Genomic DNA, 18,096 nt, shown 5'->3' with positions numbered 1-18,096 from the left:
TTTGAGCATGATCTCCTCGGAAAGCCGCTTCTTTTTCCGGATCATGCTTTAGAAGCGAAACAGCTCGCGCGGCGATGCGAGCACGCGGGCGCGCTCATCAGCGTCGACGATAAGCTCGTCAAGAAATTTGCGATTCCTGGCGTAGCTCTGCGTCGCCTCGAATTGCGTGTGCGGCCAGTCGCTGCCCCACAGCAGCCGGTCGACCCCGTAGGCATTGCGCAGCAGCGGATAGGCCTGCTTCGCGAACGCCTCGCCGGCCGCGCCATTGCGATAGGGCGCGGAGATCTTGACCCAGACATTTCGCGTCGCGCCAAGCTTGAGGACCGACTGGAATCCGGGATCGTCGATGCCGAGCTTTGGATCGGGCAAGGCGAAGTGATCGAGCACGACTTTCACGCCCTGGTCGAGCAGCTGTGGCGCGAGCGTCGCGAGATCGCCGGCGTTGCGCTGGATCTCGACCTGCCAGTCGAGCGTTCTGATCTGTGCCAGCAGCGCCGTCCAGTCCGGCGACGTCAGATCGGGCAGCTTCTGGCCGACCAGATTGAGACGGATGCCCGCCACCCCGACGCGATCGAGCGTGCGAAGCTCCTCGGCGGCAACGGCAACGTCGACCACGGCGATGCCGCGCAGGCGGCCATTGGTCGCCTTCAGGCATTCGACCAGATAGGAATTGTCAGTGCCGAGAAAGCTCGGCTGCACCAACACGCCATTGGTGATGCCGTTCTGGTCGAGCTGCTGCAGATAGAGCGCGAGCGGCGCGTCGTAGTCGGGCGCGTAGCGCCGGCCGGGGGCGAGCCTCAGCCCGCGATGAAAGACGTGGGCGTGCGTATCGATCGCCAGTTTCGGCACCTCAGCCCTCACTTTGCTCGCCAATCCGCCTGCCGACAGCGCAGCAACCACTCCCGCGGCAAACCGGCGCCGCGTCAACCCATGTTCGTACGATGTCATCATCATTCCTCATCATCACGCGCGCGTGGCGGCGGCCTGCTCGAAAACCTTGCCGCGGGTTTCCGGCAGCATCAGCACCGCGACCAGCACCAGCGAATAGGCGAACGCCGCGTCGATCCCGATCGCAGCACCGAGGCCGATGTGATCGCTGAGATAGCCGACCAGGAAGGGAAACGCCGCGGAGACGATGCGGCCGAAATTATAGCAAAAGCCCACGCCAGTCCCGCGCACGCCGGCCGGATAGAGTTCGCTGAACAACGCCGCCATGCTGGCGGGAATGCCCGCCGAGAAGAAGCCCAGCGGGAAGCCGAGCACCAGCATCTGCGAATTGGAGAGCGGCGCGAAGATGTAGACCAGCACCGTCACGACGCAGGCGGCTGCGAACAGCGTCACGTTGGCGCGCCGCCCGATCCGGTCGCTGATGATCCCCGACACCACGCAGCCGCAGAAGAAGGCGACGATGATCACGGCGAGATAGGCGCTGGAGCCGAGCACCGAGAGATGCCGCACCTCGCGCAGGAACGTCGGCAGGAATGTCGTCAACGCCGCATAGCCACCATGGGCACCGATGCCGAACAGGCCGCCGATCAAGGTCGAGCGCAGTACGTCGCGGTGAAAGATTCCGGCAAGCGTCGCGAAGAACGGCGGCTCGGCCGCGCGCGCTGCAACGCGCGGCGGCTCCTTCAGCCCGCGGCGGATATACAGGATCAGCAGCGCCGGGATCAGGCCGACCGCGAACAGGATGCGCCAGGCGATATCGGCGGGCGCATAGGTGAAGACCAGGGCCGAGAGCAGCACGGCAGCGCCCCAGCCGACCGCCCATGCGCTCTGCACGGCGCCGAGCGCCTTGCCGCGATGCTCGGCGCGAATGATCTCGGCCATCAGCACCGCGCCGCAGGCCCATTCGGCGCCGAAGCCGATACCCTGGATCGCCTTCAGGATCACGAGCTGGCTGTAGTTCATTGCGAAAGCCGAGGCGAAGGTCGCGAGCGCAAAGGTCGCCACCGTGATTTGCAACGCCTGCACCCGACCGAAACGGTCGCCGAGCGCGCCGCCAAGCCAGCCGCCGAACGCGCCGAAGAACAGCGTGACCGAGCCGAGCAACCCTGCGTCGGCCTTGCTGATCCCGAAGGCTGTAATCAGCGCCGGAATGGCGAGGCTGAACATCTGGACGTCGAGCGCATCTAACCCCCAGCCGCCAAAACTTGCCCAGAAGGTGCGCCGCTCGAGCGGCGAGCATTCGCTGTACCAGTTTGCCATCATTCCTCCCGTGATTTTGTCTGTTGTTCTGTTTTGATGTCGCGTTATCTGATCTCGGCGTGGTAGCGGAAGCGATCCGCCGGCCCGCGCGAGCGGCGCCATTCGATCGGCCGCCGCTCCAGATCGAAGGCCAGGCGCTCGATCACGATCAACGGCGCGTTGGCCTCGAGCCGCAGCAGGCGCGATTGCATCTCATTCGCGATCTCGACAGTGAGGATTTCGTCGGCGGAGACCACGACCTGGCCGCAACGGTCCTCGTAGAGCGGATACAGCAAGTCGCCGAACTCGGAGGTCGCGAGCGCGAGCAGCGCCTCGAAGCGTGACCTCTCGAGCCAGATCTCCTCGGCGAGCAGCGGCACGTTGTCGATCAGCCGCAGGCGCGACAGGCTGATGACGGGCTCGCCGACGCCGATGCGCAGCGCCGAGGCGACAGCCGAGGTCGCCGGCATCGCCTTGCGCCGAAGGATACGGCTTTGCGGCACGCGGCGCTCGCCGCTCTCGGACTGGAAGCGGAAGAAGCGGAACAGCGACGAATTGAACCGCGCGCGGCGCACGAAGGTGCCGCGGCCCTGCTGGCGCTCCAGCACGCCGTCGCTGACGAGTTGGTCGATCGCCTTGCGCACGGTGCCGATCGCGACGCCGTAATGCGCGCCGAGCTCGGCCTCGGAGGGAATCAGGTCTCCGGGACGCCATTCATTGCGATTGATGCGCGCCGCGAGGTCGTCGCGGAGACGCTGGTAGCGCGGCAGGCGGTCGTCGAGGGTTGAATTCATATAGTCATCTATATGAGTATATGACGCCACGTCAATCGCTACCTTATTACCTCAAATCTGGATGGCCGCGGCCTACCCCAATTGCCAGACGGGCACCGGGTGCTCGTAACCCCGCACCGGGATCTCGCCGCGCGAGACGGCGTCCGGGCACGCGTCGCCGAGCGCCTCGCGCACGGCAGAGGAGATCAGAAATTGCGAGCCGAGCTCCTTGTTGAGCGCCTCGAGCCGCGCGGCAAAATTCACGGTGTCGCCGATCACGGTGTATTCCTTGCGCCGCGGCGAGCCGATGTTGCCGGCGACGACCTCGCCGATATGGATGCCGATGCCGATGCGCAGCGGCCAGTTCGCCCCGGCGTTGAACCGATCATTGGCCGCGAGCATCTCACGCGCGGCGGCGACCGCCTGATGCGCGGCGTCGCCGGCCTCGAACGGCGCACCGAACAGCGCGAGAAAGCCGTCGCCGAGAAACTTGTTCACGATGCCGCCATGGCGATCGAGGATATCGACCAGCACTGCGAACGCGCCGTCGAGCCGATCGACCACCTCCTGCGGCGAGCGTGAGCGCGCGCCCGCGGTGAAGCTGCGGAAATCGACGAACATCACGGCGACACGGCGGATGTCGCTCGCGGTAGAGGCCCCCTCTGCCATCAGACGTTCGACCACCTGCGGCGAGACGTGCTGGCCGAACAGGTTGGTGATGCGATCGCGCGCGGTGGCAGCCATGATGCTGGCGCCGAACTGCCGCCGCAGCTGCATGCCGACGGTGCCCGCGAGCACGCCCGACACCAGGACCACCACACTGCGCGCGCAGTGATAGAAGAAATCCGGCGCGGGATCGAGCGTCCCGTCGGGACGATAATACATCGCCATCCAGAACAGCTCGGAGGCCGCGACAAAGCCGGTGAAGGTCGACAGCCAGAAATCCAGCCGCAAGGTCGAGGCGATGATGAAGATGAAATAGACCAGCGGTGCGACCCAGCCGAGCGCGGCGACCGGGCCCATGCTGTCGATATGCAGGCCGAGCGCAACCGTCGGCATCGACGTCTCGATCAGGGCGCCGATATAGCGCCTGATAATCGGCAGGTCGCGCCGCTGCTTTTGGTGCCTGATGATCGCGCTATGCACCCACAATTCGAACAGGATGAACGGCACAATGACGGAGTAGAGATAGGACGGCTTGAAATTGCCATGCCACACCCGCACCAGCGCATCGGGAGCCGTGAAGTAGATCACCGAACTGATCATCGAGAATACCACGGCGATGCCGATCAGCACCTTGATCCGCAGCAGCTCGGTGGTCATCACCTCCTGCATCAGAGCGTGATGGAAGTCCGCGGATACGGTGGTGTCCTGTCCCGTCTTCTCTTCGTCCCGGAATCCGGCCATTCCCCTGCTCCCGTCGTTCCGGGGCGCGAAGCGAGCCCGGAATCTCGTCATTCCGGGTTCGGTGCTGCGCGCCGCCCCGGAGTGACGATCATTGACGGCATCCATCCTAGCCTCAATCGAGCGTGCGGCGGAAGCGCGTCACGGCGACTGTCATGGCGAATAGCATCAGGGCGGCGAGCGCAATCGTGTCATATTGCAGGTTCGGCATCGCCGCGCCCTTCAGCATGACGGCACGGACGATGCGGATAAAATGGGTCAGCGGCAGGACCTCACCGATATATTGCGCCCAGACCGGCATGCCCGCGAACGGAAACATAAAGCCGGACAGCAGGATGCTCGGCAGGAAGAACATCATCGAGAGCTGCATGGCCTGCAGCTGATTCTGCACGATGGTCGAGAAGGTATAGCCGATCGACAGATTGGTGGTGATGAACAGCGTGGTCAGCAGCCCCAGCAATGCAAGGCTGCCGAGCACCGGTACGCCGAACAGCAACACGCCGATGCCGATGATCAGCCCGGCCTGGATGAAACCCACCATCACATACGGGATGATCTTGCCGAACATCACCTCGACCGGCTTGATCGGCATCGACAGCAGGCTTTCCATCGTGCCGCGCTCGATCTCGCGCGTCACCGACAGCGCGGTGAAGATCAGCATGGTCATGGTGAGAATGGTCCCGACCAGGCCCGGCACGATGTTGAGGCGGGATTCCGCCGCCGGGTTGTAGCGGGCATGGGCGCGGATCTCGAACGGCATTTCGGGCGGATCACCGATATGCAGGTCGTGCGCCAGCGCCGACTGCACCAGCGGCCCGAGCGCGCCGAGCGCCGAGCCTGCAGCGACCGGGTCGGTGGCGTCGGCCGCGACCAGCAGCGCCGGTTTGTCGCCGCGTCGCACCGCGCGCTCGAAGCCGCGCGGGATCTCGACGCCGAACAGCACCTTGCCGGATTGCAGCAGCTCATCGAGCTGCTCGACGGTATGCACCTCGCGCGTGAAATGGAAATAGGCGGTATTCTCCATCGCCTTCAGGATCGAGCGTCCGAGATCGGAATCCTCCTGCAGCAGCACGGCGGTCGGCAGATGACGCGGCGTGGTGTTGATCGCGAAACCGAACAACAGCAACTGCATCACCGGGATGATGATAATCATCGCGAACGACACGCGGTCGCGGCGAAGCTGGATGAATTCCTTGACCAGCATCGCGTAGCTGCGCCGCCAGAAGCCGAATGCCGGCTCCCTCTCCTCATCCTTCTGGATCGTATCCGTCGCGCTCATCGGAAGTCATCCCTGGAAGTTGTCTTTAGAGCGCCCCATCAGGTCGATGAAGACGTCTTCGAGCGATGGCTCACTCGCCTGCCAATGCCACTTCGCACTGCCGCGATACGGCGCAATGGCACCCTCGAGCGCCGTCTTGTCACGGCCGGAGACGTGCAGGCTGGTGCCGAACGGCGCCACCATGTCGACGCCGGGCTTGCCGGTGAGCTCGGCCATCAGTCCGTTGAAATCCTCGCCGGTGACCGTCCAGGTCGACAACTCGGACTTCGCGATCACCTCATCCACCGTGCCATGCGCCAGGAGATGGCCGTAGGCGATGTAGGCGATCTCATGACAGCGCTCGGCTTCGTCCATGTAGTGGGTCGAGACCAGCACGGTGAGGCCTTCGGCGGCGAGTGCGTGAATCTCGTTCCAGAAATCGCGCCGCGCCTTTGGATCGACGCCGGCGGTGGGTTCGTCGAGCAGCAGCAATTGCGGATTGGGCAGCGTGCAGGCGCCAAGCGCCAGTCGCTGCTTCCAGCCGCCCGACAATTCGCCGGCGAGCTGCTCCTCGCGCCCCTTGAGGCCGATGCGCGCGATCATGTCGCGCGCGGCGCCGCGCGCGTCCGGCATGCCGTAGAGCCGCGCCACGAATTCCAGGTTCTCCCGTACGGACAGATCCTGGTAGAGGCTGAAGCGCTGCGTCATGTAGCCGACCTTGCGCTTGATCTTGTCGGCATCGCGCCGGATGTCGTAGCCGAGGCAGGTGCCCTCGCCACTGTCGGGCGTCAACAAGCCGCACAGGATGCGGATGGTCGTGGTCTTGCCGCTGCCGTTTGGACCGAGGAATCCATAGATCTCGCCGCGCTTGACCTGCATCGACAGGTCGTGGACCACCTCGCGCCCATTGAACGATTTGGTCAGGCCCTTCACATCGATCGCGATGGACGATGCGTTGGAGCGGGCGTTGGTCGGACCGCCTTTCATCTGCGTGCCGCCATTGGCATCTTCGAGTTAGTCTTGGGATTGAGGTAGATGCTGATCGGCTGGCCGACACGCAGGACATCGGGCCGGCTCGGCCGCGCCTGGATCAGATAGACCAGCTTGTTGCGCTCATCGAGGCTGTAGATGACGGGCGGCGTGTACTCCGCCGTGGTCGCAATGAAATAGATCTTGGCGGTGAGGTCGGCGGCGCAATTGTCGCAGGTGACCCTCACCTCGTCGCCAAGCGCGAGCTTCGGCAGCTCGGTTTCCGGCACGAAGAAGCGCAGCTTCATGTTGCCGGGCGGCATGATCGACAGCACCGGCCGCTGCGCCTGCACCATCTCGCCCTCGCGGAAATAGATCTGCTGGATCGAGCCCGCGATCGGCGCAAAGCCCTTGCGGCGGTCGAGCCGCGTCTGCGAGGTGACGACGCGCGCTTCCGCGACGCGCAGCGCCGAAACGGCGGAATCGAGATTGGCCTGGGTGCCGGCGCCGGTGCCGCGCAGCGAGGCCGCGCGGTCATAGCTCTGCTGCGCGTTCGCCAGGGTCGCATTGTTCTGGTTGAGATCGGCGCGCTGCAGATCGTCGTCGACCGAATAGAGCAGATCGCCGGGCTTGACCTCGTCGCCCTCGCGCACGTTGAGCTTGATGACGCGGCCGGATTCATCCGGGCTGACGAAGATCATGTCGGCCTCGACCCAGCCCTGGAAGCCGGGGTCGCGCTTCTCCTTGCACCCGGCCAGCGCCGTCGCCAGCGCGACGACCGTGATCAGCTTCATCATGCGCGAAGCGGTCATGTCTTCCTCCGTTCGCCGAAGATCAGATCGAGATGAACCTTGAACATCGCGAGCCCGTCGAGCGGCGCGTGCCGGGCAAACAGGCTCTGCCAGATCACCGCGACGATCGCGGGCGCGACGACCAGCTGCGGGAAATCCCCGAGCTCGCGGTGCTTGATCTCGCCGCGCGTGATCGCGAGCTGCACCAGTGCCTTCATGCCGGTCAGGCCCTTCGACACCACCTCGCGGAAATAGAAGTCGGCGATCGCCGGAAAGCGCGGCCCTTCGGACACGATCAGGCGGATGATGTCGCCGCGCCGGGTCGCCACGACCTCGCGCATGAAGGTCTCGGCAAATCCCTCCACCGCGTCGCGCACGGGACCGGTGATGGTGGGCAGCGCGGTCAAGCGGCCGATCAGCGGCACCAGCGCGGTGCGGATCAGCTCCTCGAACATCGTCTCCTTGTCCTTGAAGTAGAGATAGAGCGTGCCCTTGGCGACGCCGGCCCGCTTGGCGACGTCGTCGAGCCGCGTCGCGGCAAAGCCGCGTGCGATGAACTCGTCCATCGCCGCCTCGATGATCGCCGCGCGCCGCTCCGCGGATTTCCCGGCGCGGTTTGAGGCGGGCCTCGCCTCAGGCAGTTTGGCTGAGGTCACCTTGGGGATCCTCGCCGAGGCGGCCCGGGTCGCGGACCGGCGTTTTGCAGGCTGGGTGCGGGTCGATGTTTTCATGCGCTCGGTCATGGTCAGAATATGACTGACTAGTCAGTCATTGTCAATTCGGCAGAAGCAACGCGCTTCCTTACGAAAGACTGGCGTTCGACGGCTTGAGCGCGATCAAACGGCGACGCTTCTATTTGCTGCGGAGTTTCGCGCCGTCGGCAACCCAATGATACCGCGCAGCCTTTTCCTCCCGTCATTCCGGGGCAGCCCGAAAGGCTGAGCCCGGAATCCATCCGGCAGCTAAGCAAGTGGTGGAATGGATTCCGGGCTCTCGCTACGCGAGCCCGCAGGTGCGCAATTGCGCACCGGGGAATGACGACGACGGCGGGAGCCGGCCCGACTACGTGTGAAACTTCAGCCCATCGAGGATCTTGTCGACCACCTTCCGCTCGGCGCGGATGGCGAGGCCGACCAGGTTGAGATCGCTACGTGCCACTGCCCTCACCACCTCGCGATTGGCGGCGTCATGCGTGGTCTCGAACATATCCTCGGTGTAGAGCGCCGGCCGCACGTCGCGCGCCAGCGCGCGATCCAGCGCGCGCGACAACTGCGCGCGATCGGCGCCGTAGATCAGGATCGGTTGGCCGATCAGGGACAGATACTTCGTCCCCGAGCCGTCCTCGTAATTCTCGCCGATGCATTCGGGAAAGGAAGCTGCGATGCCACCGGCCAGAAACGACGCCACGTTGAGCTTCTGCCAGACTTCCAGGTCGGTGCGGATCACGACCGCGATCTTGGTGTCGAACTGCATGGTGCGAGCTTATCCGCAGTATGCCGTGCCGCCTACCCCTTGGCGTCGCAGGCCCAGGCGCGGATCACGCATTCCTTGCCGCCGTAGTCGTAGCACTTCTTGGTCGCGGCATTGAGCGAACTCGAGATCCTGGGCGCCACCGCATAGCCATGCGCGCCGCAAGGATTCTTCATGTCGATCGCGAGCGCGGCACAGGCGCGCTTCATGGTGACGGTGGTGCAATCGCCCTTGCATTGCTTCAGCGCCGCGACGCGCGCCGCGCCCTCCGCCGGATAGTCGTAGGCCTGGCCATACGCCCCGCATTTGCCGACCGCGAACGCGCCGGCGGCGTGAGCCTTGGGGATGAAGGTTTCCACGGAGAAACGCGTGGCACCGAGCAGCAATGTCAGGACGAGAATCGTCAGCGCGCGGCGCTGCGCGGCGGCGGTCGAAATGATCAAGCGGAAATCCCCCAAAGTCCGGCGCGGACTGTACGCAGGGGTCGTTTCCAGATGGTGAATGACGGGTTGCGAGGAGTTCTATCCGCTGGTCGTCCCGGCGAAAGCCGGGACCCACAACCACCGCCTTGTGTGATCGAATTCGCTGGGGCCGCCAGCGTCGCACAACAAGTGCATCCTGTGGTTATGGGTTGCGGCTCGCGCTTCGCTTGGCCGGGACGACGGCGGATGGAGCTAGCCGCGCCGCGCGGCTTCCAGCGCCTGCGGCGTGTCGATGTCGAGGAAGGCACTGTTGCCTTCGACGGGGACCTCGGCAACCACCTCGGAATGCTTGGCGATCAGATGACGCGCGCCGATGTCGCCATCGAGCGTCATCAATTCCCTGAAGAAACGCCGCGACCACAACACCGGATTGCCGCGGCGGCCCTCGCTGACCGGCACTGCGATCAGATGGCCGCGATCGGGCTCGAAGGTCTCGATCAAACGATCGATCAGCTTCGCATCGATCAGCGGCATGTCGCCGAGGCAGACGATCGCGCCGTCCGCCTTGTCGGACACCGCCGCAATGCCCGCCTTCACCGAGGTGGCGAGTCCGCCGGCGAAATCCGGGTTGCGGACGAACTTGACCTTGAGTCCATCAAGCGCCTGCTCGACCAGGTCGGCCTGGTGCCCGGTGACGACAATCACCTCCGATGCCTTCGAGGCCAGCGCCTGCTCGGCGACGATGCGCGCGAGCTTCTTGCCGTCGAGTTCGGCGAGCAGCTTGTTCGGGCCGCCCATCCGGGTCGAGCGTCCCGCCGCGAGCACGATCGCCGCGACGTTGCGGTTGCCTTCGGTGTCCGGGACGGTGCGCGGCTGCGGCCGCGTCACGATCTCCATGAGAAGACCGCCGACGCCCATGCCGGTGAGATCCGACCGCGTCACCTTGATGCCAGCGAGCAGCCGCATCAGCACCCAGTCAAAACCGTTCTCGACCGGCGAGCGCGCGCAGCCCGGCGCGCCCAGCACCGGCACGCCGCCGGCGCTGCCGATCAGGAGCAGGTTGCCGGGATCGACCGGCATGCCGAAATGCTCGATGGCGCCGCCGATCCCGGTGAGGGCGGCCGGGATCACGTCGCGGCGGTCGGCGATCGCGGACGCCCCGAAGACGATGACGAGCTCGGCCCCCAAGCCGAGCAATTCCTTGATCGAGGCCGCGAGCACGGTCTCGTCATGCGGCACCCGGCGCTCGGCGATGATGGTGGCGCCGGCCGGCGCCAGCCGTTCGGCGGTGACGCGCAGCGTCTTGTCGATCACTTTCGGCGCGAGGCCCGGCAGCAAGGTCGAGACCACGCCGACCTTCCGGATCACATAGGGCGCGATCCGCAGCGTGTCCTTGCCGGCGACAGCCACGGCCGCGTCGCGCAGCCGGCCTTCGACGCCGAACGGGATCAGCTTGACGGTCGCGATCATCTCGCCTTCGACCACCGGCTTGAAAGCCGCCAGGGTCGCAAAGGTGATCGCCTCGTCGACGCCGTTGATGCGATCGACCGCGGCGCGGTCGACCACCAGCACGCCGGGGCGCGCCGCGAACAGGTTGGCGCGGCCGGTGAAGGCGCGCTCGACATTGACGCCCTCGCCCGCCACCGCCTGCGCGATGCTGGCGGCAGCGACGTCTTCGGAGACATCGCCCTCCTCGAGCCGCACCACGACGACGTCCTTGACGCCGGCCCTGGTCAGCGCCTCGACCTCATCCGGGCCGATCGTGGTGCCCTTCTTGAGCACCAGCGTGCCCTGGCGGAGCGTATGCACGGTGACGCCGCCAATCGCGTCGGCCGGACTGGCGGGACCGAACTTCATGCCGCTTCTTCTTTTTCTTTGGGAGGCAAACGCAGCTGCGCGGTGATCTCGGCCATGATCGCGACCGCGATCTCCGACGGCGACACCGCGCCGATGTCGAGCCCGATCGGCGCGTGGATGCGCGCGATGTCGCTGTCCCGCGCGCCTAGCGCTCGCAACCGCTCGGCGCGCTTGGCGTGGGTCTTCCGCGAGCCGAGAGCGCCGATGTAGAAGCAGTCGCGGTCGAAGGCGTGCAGCAGCGCCGGATCGTCGATCTTGGGATCATGCGTCACCGCGACGAACGCCGTGTAGTGATCGACATTGAGCGGCGGCAGCGCGACGTCGGGCCATTCGGCGACCAGCGGCACGTCGGGGAAACGCTCCGGGCTTGCAAACGCCGTGCGCGGATCGACCACCGTGACGTCATAGTCGAGCGAGCGCGCCAGCGGCGCCAGGGCCTGGCTGATATGGACCGCGCCGATGATCACGAGCTTTGCGGTCGGCGCGTAGACGTTGAGGAACAGCTTTTTTCCGCCGGCCTCGACATTGCCGCTCTTGCCCATCCGCAGCTGTTTGGCGAGCTCGACGCGCAGCGGATCGGCGGCGATGTCTTTCGCCTTGACCAGGCGCTGCTCGCCATTGGCGGTGTCGGTGACGATGATGACCGGGCGGCGCGCGGCGCGCTCGGCGTTGAGCTCTTTCAGGATCTCGAGCTTCACGGCTAACCGACCTTCTCGACGAACACGCGGATGGTGCCGCCGCAGGACAGGCCGACATTCCAGGCCGTCTCGTCGGCGACGCCGAATTCGAGCATTTTTGGCTGGCCGCTCGCGATCACGTCGAGCGCTTCCGTCACCACCGCGCCCTCGACGCAGCCGCCAGAAACGCTGCCCAAGAACGTGCCGTCGTCATTGATGACGAGGCTCGAGCCGGCCGGGCGCGGCGCCGAGCCCCAGGTCTCGACCACAGTGGCGAGCGCCACGCCATGGCCCTGCTTCTGCCAGGTCTCGGCGGCCTGAAGGATGTCTTCGTCGCGGTTCAGCATGGTGGCCTCCTGCTATCGGGTCAGGCTTCTTAGGCTACAGAGCGGATCAGGCTGCGGTGGTGCGCCGGCGGCGGGGACGACAGCGCCCCGATCAAGCCCTTGATGGACGTCAAGTTATGCACCGGGCGAAATTCGTCAACGTGGGGCAGCATCATTTTGATGCCCTGGGCCTTGGCCTCGAAGCCGGAATAGCGCAGCAGCGGGTTGAGCCAGATCAGGCGGCGGCAGGAGCGGTGCAATCGGTCCATCTCGAAGGCCAGTTTGGCATCGGCCTCGCGTTCTAGTCCATCGGATATAAGGAGGACGATCGCGCCCTGCCCGAGCACCCGGCGGGCCCAGAGCTGGTTGAAGGTGTGCAGCGAGGTCGCGATCCGCGTCCCGCCCGCCCAGTCCTCGACCGAGGACGTGCAGCTCGCCAGCGCCTCGTCGGGGTCACGTGCCCGTAACGCGCGCGTCACATTGGTCAGGCGGGTGCCGAACAGGAACACCGAGACCCGCTTGCGGTAGTCGGTGATGGCGTGCAGGAAGTGCAGGAACAGGCGGGTGTACTCGCTCATCGAGCCGGAGATATCGAGCAGCGCCACGATCGGCGCCGGCTTCTCGATCCGGCCGAGCTTGCGGATGTCGATGATCTCGCCACCGGTGCGCAGTGAGTTGCGCACGGTGCGGCGCATGTCGAGCCGCAAGCCGCGTGCATCCGGCTGGTAGCGGCGGGTCACGAGTTCGGCCTGCGGCAGCCGCATCCTGGCAATCTCGCGCGTCACCTCGGCGATCTCCGCCGCGGTCATCTGCGCAAAATCCTTCTTCTGCAGCACCTCCTTGTCAGAGACCGAGAGCTTCAGCTCCTGCTCCTGGGCCTGCGGCCGCTCCTCGCTCTTCGCCGGCTGCGTCATCGCCTCCTGGACGCGGCGCGAGGCCGGCGGCGGCTTCTTCCTGGCGTGGTCGGGCAGCGGGACGGAATCCAGCATGCTCTTCCACTCCTCGGCGGCGCGGAAGAACAGCTCGAAGGCCTGGCGGAAGATCAGCGCATGCTCATGGCGCTTGACGAAGATCGCCTCCAGCGTGGCGTAGAAGTCGGAGCGATGTCCGACCTCGATCAGCTGCAGCGCATCGAGCGCATCGATCACCGAGCCCGGCCCGACCGGGAGCCCAGCCGCCCGCAGCGCGCGGGCAAAGCCGATCACGTTGTCGGCCATGTGGCCGGTCGGAGGCGCGAGGTGGTTGATCGGCATCGAACTATCCACTCCCGTCATTCCGGGGATCGCGAAGCGAGAGCCCGGAATCCATAACCACGATCGTGAGTATGGATTCAGGGCTCGCGCCAAGTGGCGCGCTCCCAAATGACGAACGATGTTGTAACGCGCGCGACCCAGTTAGTCGCTCGTCGCTTCCTTCAATGTCTTCTGCAACGCATCGCCCTGCATGCGCGCGATGTCGTCCTGGTACTTCAGGAGTGCGCCCAGCGTGTCGCCGACCACCTGCGGCGTCAGCGAGCGGGCGTCGAGCTCGGACAGCGCCGTGGCCCAGTCGATGGTCTCGGCGACGCCCGGCGACTTGTAGAAATCCTGGTTGCGTAGCGCCTGCACGAAGCGGACCACCTGCTGCGACAGCTTCGCGGAAATGTTCGGCACCCGCGACTTGACGATCGCGAGCTCGCGCTCCGCTGTGGGATAATCCACCCAGTGATAAAGGCAACGGCGCTTCAGCGCGTCGTGGATCTCGCGGGTGCGGTTCGAGGTAATGATCACGATCGGCGGCGCCGGCGCCTTCACGGTGCCGAGCTCGGGGATCGTGACCTGGAAGTCGCTGAGGATTTCAAGCAAATACGCTTCGAACGCCTCGTCGGCGCGGTCGAGTTCGTCGATCAGCAGCACCGGGGGGCCAGCGACGTCGGGCTCAAGCGCCTGCAGCAGCGGCCGCTTGATCAGGAAGCGCTCGGCGAAGATGTCGCTCGCAAGCTGGTCGCGATCGGTATCGCCCGAGGCCTCCGCGAGCCGGATCGCGATCATCTGCGCCGCGCTGCTCCACTCATAGACGGCGGAGGCGACATCGAGGCCTTCATAGCATTGCAGGCGGATCAGCTTGCGCCCGAGCGCCGCCGACAGGACCTTTGCGATCTCGGTCTTGCCGACGCCGGCCTCGCCTTCGAGGAACAGCGGCCGGCCCATGCGCAGCGCGAGATAGGTCACGGTCGCCAGCGAGCGTTCGGCGAGATAGCCGCGCGACGTCAGCAGCTCCTCGAGCGCATCGACGGAAGTGGGTAACGCCGATGCACTCATGGAATAGCCAGTCTTCGAACAGGGGTTAGCAAAATCACGACCGTGGATTTGGTTCTTGGATCTAGACCTTGCGATCTAGATCTTGGGATCTAGTGCCTTTTCGGTCCCTTGGATCTAGTCCTTGGCGTTGGCGGCTTCCACCGCCCTGCGCGTCAGAACTCCGATCAGATGCGCGCGGTATTCCGCGCTGCCGTGCAGGTCGCTGTTCAGCCCGTCGGGGGGAACCGCGATGCCGTCGAGCACCTTGTGCGAGAAGCGCTTCTTCAGGGCCTCCTCGAACGCGGCGACGCGGAACACGCCGTCGGAGCCCGCACCGGTGACCGCGACACGTACGTCGGACGGACGCTTGGCCACGAACACGCCGACCAACGCATAACGCGAGGCCTGGTTGCGGAACTTGACATAGGCCGCCTTCTTCGGCAGCGGGAACATCACCTTGGTGATGATCTCGTCGGCCTCGAGCGCAGTCGAGAACAGGCCCTGGAAATACTCCTCGGCCTTCAGGCGGCGCTTGTTGGTGACGATGGTTGCGCCCAGCGCCAGCACCGCGGCCGGATAGTCGGCGGTCGGGTCGTTGTTGGCGAGCGAGCCGCCGATGGTGCCGCGGTGGCGCACGGCAGGATCGCCGATCATGCCGGCGAGCTCGGCCAGCGCCGGGATCGCCTCACCGACGATCGCGGAGTTCGCGACCTCGGCGTGCTTGGCGGTGGCGCCGATCACCAGCGAGCGGCCCTTCATCTCGATCGTGTCGAGACCTTCGATATGGGAGAGGTCGACCAGATGCGGCGGGCTCGCGAGCCGCTGCTTCATGACCGGCACCAGCGTGTGACCGCCGGCGATCAGCTTGGCGTCCTCGTTCTTCACCAGCAGATTGGCGGCCTGCCGCACGGTCCCGGGACGATGATATTTGAATTCGTACATTGGAATGTCCTGATCGCTTGTCGCGACGAATTGCTGATTAGGCGAGGTCCGATTTGGCCATCGCCTTGGCGCCGGCGGCGATCGAAGCAACGATGTTCTGGTAGCCGGTGCAGCGGCACAGATTGCCTTCCAGCTCTTCGCGGATCACCTCGTCGGAGAGGTCGTGGCCCTTGCGATGGACCAGGTCGACGGCGGTCATGATCATGCCGGGCGTGCAGAAGCCGCATTGCAGGCCGTGATGCTCGCGGAAGGCCTCCTGCATCGGATGCAGCGGCGCGCCATCGGCCGCCAGCCCCTCGATGGTCTTGACCTCATGACCGTCGGCCATCACCGCGAGCGTCGTGCAGGACTTCACCGCCTTCCCGTCCAGGTGCACGACGCAGGCGCCGCACTGCGAGGTGTCGCAGCCGACATGGGTGCCTGTCAGCCGCAGGTTTTCGCGCAGAAACTGGACCAGAAGGGTACGGGGGTCGACATTCGCGTTCACGGGGTTGCCGTTCACGATCATTGAAATCTTGGCCATCAGCACTCTCTTATCTGCGCCACCGCATATCGGCGAAGCAGGCGGTTTAAAATCATTCCAGACGGCATAATATGGGCGCGCCCCGCGATGGGCAACCTTTCGAGCCCCCCACCCAGGACATAACGGCAAGACACAGCGGGGCCTGAATGATCCGGCCCGCCTGCGGGGTTACCCCTGCATCGCCTTCAACCTTGTACCGCCTTGGCGAAATTTGCAAAAAATTCGTCCGCCAGCTTCTTGGCGGCGCCGTTGATCAGGCGCTGGCCGAGCTGGGCGAGCTTGCCGCCGATCTGCGCCTCCACGTTGTAGCTCAGCAGCGTGCCGCCATCCTTGTCGGCAAGGCCGACAGTGGCGCCGCCCTTGGCGAAGCCGGCGACCCCGCCCTCGCCTTCGCCTGAGATCTTGTAGCCGTTCGGCGGATCGAGATCGCTCAAGGTGACCTTGCCCTTGAAGCGGGCGGAGACCGGGCCGACCTTCATCTTGGCGGTGGCGCGGAAGCCGCCCTCGTCGGTCTTCTCCAGCTCTTCGCAGCCGGGAATGCAGGCCTTCAGCACCGCGGGATCGTTGAGCTTGTCCCACACAGCCTGGCGCGGCGCTGCAAGCTGGACTTCGCCGGTCATCGTCATGGCCATGGGGGGACCTCCTCGATCGCAAGAACCTTTCCCCCAAGTAAAGCAGCCGGGGCGCAAAGGAAAGGGCACCTTCGGAGGATGAGCGATGCATATTCGCACCGCAGCAAGACGCGTCCGCTGTTCACAAAATCGCGCGATCGGCGCTGTCGAAATCAGCGGCAGCGCCGGGGCATTGGCAGGAGCGCGCGACAGTGGTTAGGTCGCGCGCCATGAGCACAGCCCTCTCCCCCCTGCTTGCGCCGATGCTGTCGAGCGCCGCGATGCGCGCGGTCTGCGACGACGCTGCTACCCTGCAAAACATGCTGGATTTCGAGGCCGCGCTGGCCGGGGCCGAAGTGGCCTGCGGCGTAATCCCGCACGAGGCGTTCGGCCCGATCGGCGCCGCCTGCAAAGCCGAATCATTCGACCTCGCCGCGCTGGCCGATGCCGCGACGCGATCCGGCAATCTGGCGATCCCGCTGGTGAAGGCCCTGACCGCCAACGTCGCCAAAGAGGACGCCGAGGCGGCGCGCTACGTGCACTGGGGCGCAACCAGCCAGGACGTCGTCGACACTGCCACTATGCTGTCGTTGCGCGCCGGCATCGACGTTCTGCTGGCCGATCTCGACCGCGCCGTTGCCGGCTTTGCCGGGCTTGCCCTTGCCCATCGCAACACCGCGGTGGTGGCGCGGACCTGGCTGCAGCATGCGCTGCCGATGCCGTTCGGGCTGAAGCTCGCCGAATATGCCGCAGCCCTGCATCGCTCCCGCAAGCGCTTGCTGCGCCTGCGCCGCGAGACGCTGGCCGTGCAATTCGGCGGCGCCGCCGGCACGCTCGCCGCGCTCGGCGACAAGGGCCTCGCGGTTGCCGAAGCGCTTGCGAAAGAGCTCGACCTGCCGCTGCCGGATGCGCCCTGGCACACCCACCGCGACCGCATCGCGGAGGCCGCGTCGGTGTTTGCGATCCTCGCCGGCAGCTGCGGCAAGATCGCGCGCGACGTCTCGCTGATGATGCAGACCGATGTCGGCGAAGCCTTCGAGCCCGCGGGCGCCGGCCGCGGCGGCTCCTCGACCATGCCGCACAAGCGCAATCCCGTCGCCGCCGCGAGCGCGCTGGGGGCTGCGACCATGGCGCCGAACCTCACTGCCACGATCTTCGCCGCGCAGGTGCAGGACCATGAGCGCAGCGCCGGCCCATGGCATGCGGAATGGCCGACCCTGCCGGCCCTGATGCTGGTGACCTCGGGCGCGCTCGCCGCGATCGTCGATCTCGCCGAAGGCCTCGAGGTCGATGCGGCGCGGATGCGCGTCAATCTCGATGCGACCCACGGGTTGATCATGGCGGAAGCCGTCACATTTGCGCTGGCCGAAAAGATCGGCAAGAGCGACGCCCATCACCTGATCGAAGCCGACAGCAAGAAAGCGGTCGCGGAGAAGAAGCATTTGCGCGACGTGCTGTCGGCCGATGCCAAGGCCACCGCGCATCTCGATGCCAAGCGCATAGCAGAACTGTTCGAGCCGATGGCCTATCAGGGCGCCTCACAGGCGCTGATTGACCGGCTGCTGGCTTCACTGGATGACAAGTAGCGGGATGACGAGAGGGACAAG

20 protein-coding genes are annotated in these 18,096 nt (G+C 65.6%); 2 read left to right on the top strand and 18 right to left on the bottom strand.

Translation table 11 applies throughout. From position 1 onward, the window contains the following. Nucleotides 1-48 precede the first annotated feature (48 nt). The 8 genes from ACVWW1_RS04630 to ACVWW1_RS04595 all read right to left on the bottom strand — a co-directional run bounded on the left by ACVWW1_RS04630 (nt 49) and on the right by ACVWW1_RS04595 (nt 7,960). The gene (locus tag ACVWW1_RS04630; protein ID WP_456655010.1) at nt 49-948 is read right to left on the bottom strand and encodes an amidohydrolase family protein; all 900 of its coding nucleotides are present in this window, start codon (nt 946-948) and stop codon (nt 49-51) included. 15 nt (nt 949-963) lie between these two features. Continuing rightward, on the bottom strand, nt 964-2,208 hold the full coding sequence (locus ACVWW1_RS04625) for an MFS transporter (RefSeq protein WP_456655009.1): 1,245 nt from the start codon (nt 2,206-2,208) through the stop codon (nt 964-966). Nucleotides 2,209-2,252: 44 nt separating this feature from the next. After that, a complete protein-coding gene (locus tag ACVWW1_RS04620) occupies nt 2,253-2,981 on the bottom strand; it encodes a GntR family transcriptional regulator (RefSeq protein ID WP_456655008.1) in 729 nt (242 codons plus the stop codon). 72 nt (nt 2,982-3,053) lie between these two features. Next, nucleotides 3,054-4,367, bottom strand: a complete 1,314-nt coding sequence (locus ACVWW1_RS04615; protein ID WP_456655007.1) for an adenylate/guanylate cyclase domain-containing protein — start codon at nt 4,365-4,367, stop codon at nt 3,054-3,056. A gap of 112 nt (nt 4,368-4,479) precedes the next feature. After that, nucleotides 4,480-5,643: an ABC transporter permease gene (locus ACVWW1_RS04610; RefSeq protein ID WP_456655006.1), complete on the bottom strand. Its 1,164-nt coding sequence runs from the start codon at nt 5,641-5,643 to the stop codon at nt 4,480-4,482. Between the two features lie 6 nt (nt 5,644-5,649). Continuing rightward, nucleotides 5,650-6,609, bottom strand: a complete 960-nt coding sequence (locus ACVWW1_RS04605; RefSeq protein WP_456655005.1) for an ABC transporter ATP-binding protein — start codon at nt 6,607-6,609, stop codon at nt 5,650-5,652. Next, complete coding sequence (locus tag ACVWW1_RS04600; RefSeq protein ID WP_456655004.1) at nt 6,606-7,403, bottom strand: HlyD family secretion protein; 798 nt, start codon at nt 7,401-7,403, stop codon at nt 6,606-6,608. Before ACVWW1_RS04600 ends, ACVWW1_RS04605 begins: the two co-directional genes overlap by 4 nt. Continuing rightward, entirely contained in the window at nt 7,400-7,960 is a 561-nt protein-coding gene (locus tag ACVWW1_RS04595; RefSeq protein ID WP_456656620.1) for a TetR/AcrR family transcriptional regulator, read from the bottom strand. The genes ACVWW1_RS04600 and ACVWW1_RS04595 overlap by 4 nt, the downstream gene beginning before the upstream one ends. Here ACVWW1_RS04595 and ACVWW1_RS04590 point away from each other — a divergent pair. Continuing rightward, entirely contained in the window at nt 7,935-8,138 is a 204-nt protein-coding gene (locus tag ACVWW1_RS04590; RefSeq protein WP_456656700.1) for a hypothetical protein, read from the top strand. The genes ACVWW1_RS04595 and ACVWW1_RS04590 overlap by 26 nt on opposite strands. 306 nt (nt 8,139-8,444) lie before the next feature. On the opposite strand, the gene ACVWW1_RS04585 is transcribed toward ACVWW1_RS04590, so the two are convergent. From ACVWW1_RS04585 to ACVWW1_RS04540, 10 genes are all read right to left on the bottom strand, one after another. Further along, nucleotides 8,445-8,855 (bottom strand): DUF2000 family protein, encoded by a 411-nt coding sequence (locus ACVWW1_RS04585; protein WP_456655003.1) that lies wholly within the window; start codon nt 8,853-8,855, stop codon nt 8,445-8,447. 32 nt (nt 8,856-8,887) lie between these two features. Next, the gene (locus ACVWW1_RS04580; protein ID WP_224924881.1) at nt 8,888-9,244 is read right to left on the bottom strand and encodes a DUF4189 domain-containing protein; all 357 of its coding nucleotides are present in this window, start codon (nt 9,242-9,244) and stop codon (nt 8,888-8,890) included. Nucleotides 9,245-9,526: 282 nt separating this feature from the next. Then, entirely contained in the window at nt 9,527-11,131 is a 1,605-nt protein-coding gene (locus tag ACVWW1_RS04575; protein WP_456655002.1) for an NTP transferase domain-containing protein, read from the bottom strand. Next, nucleotides 11,128-11,829 carry an XdhC family protein gene (locus ACVWW1_RS04570; RefSeq protein ID WP_456655001.1) on the bottom strand — a complete coding sequence of 234 codons (702 nt, stop codon included), beginning with the start codon at nt 11,827-11,829 and terminating at the stop codon, nt 11,128-11,130. Before ACVWW1_RS04570 ends, ACVWW1_RS04575 begins: the two co-directional genes overlap by 4 nt. A gap of 2 nt (nt 11,830-11,831) precedes the next feature. Next, nucleotides 11,832-12,155, bottom strand: coding sequence for an XdhC family protein (locus tag ACVWW1_RS04565; protein WP_021077800.1), 324 nt, complete (start codon nt 12,153-12,155; stop codon nt 11,832-11,834). Between the two features lie 29 nt (nt 12,156-12,184). Continuing rightward, complete coding sequence (locus ACVWW1_RS04560; protein ID WP_456655000.1) at nt 12,185-13,387, bottom strand: vWA domain-containing protein; 1,203 nt, start codon at nt 13,385-13,387, stop codon at nt 12,185-12,187. A gap of 141 nt (nt 13,388-13,528) precedes the next feature. Beyond that, a complete protein-coding gene (locus ACVWW1_RS04555) occupies nt 13,529-14,434 on the bottom strand; it encodes an AAA family ATPase (RefSeq protein ID WP_021077802.1) in 906 nt (301 codons plus the stop codon). A gap of 114 nt (nt 14,435-14,548) precedes the next feature. Continuing rightward, nucleotides 14,549-15,355, bottom strand: a complete 807-nt coding sequence (locus ACVWW1_RS04550; protein WP_456654999.1) for an FAD binding domain-containing protein — start codon at nt 15,353-15,355, stop codon at nt 14,549-14,551. Between the two features lie 37 nt (nt 15,356-15,392). After that, entirely contained in the window at nt 15,393-15,878 is a 486-nt protein-coding gene (locus ACVWW1_RS04545; protein WP_021077804.1) for a (2Fe-2S)-binding protein, read from the bottom strand. A gap of 185 nt (nt 15,879-16,063) precedes the next feature. Further along, nucleotides 16,064-16,510 (bottom strand): SRPBCC family protein, encoded by a 447-nt coding sequence (locus ACVWW1_RS04540; protein ID WP_456654998.1) that lies wholly within the window; start codon nt 16,508-16,510, stop codon nt 16,064-16,066. Nucleotides 16,511-16,719: 209 nt separating this feature from the next. Between ACVWW1_RS04540 and ACVWW1_RS04535 the strand changes: the two genes are divergently transcribed. Next, nucleotides 16,720-18,075 (top strand): 3-carboxy-cis,cis-muconate cycloisomerase, encoded by a 1,356-nt coding sequence (locus ACVWW1_RS04535; RefSeq protein WP_456654997.1) that lies wholly within the window; start codon nt 16,720-16,722, stop codon nt 18,073-18,075. Nucleotides 18,076-18,096 lie beyond the last annotated feature (21 nt).

The organism is Bradyrhizobium sp. JR3.5, from assembly GCF_054057015.1.
This window is presented reverse-complemented; position numbering and strand designations above follow the sequence as displayed.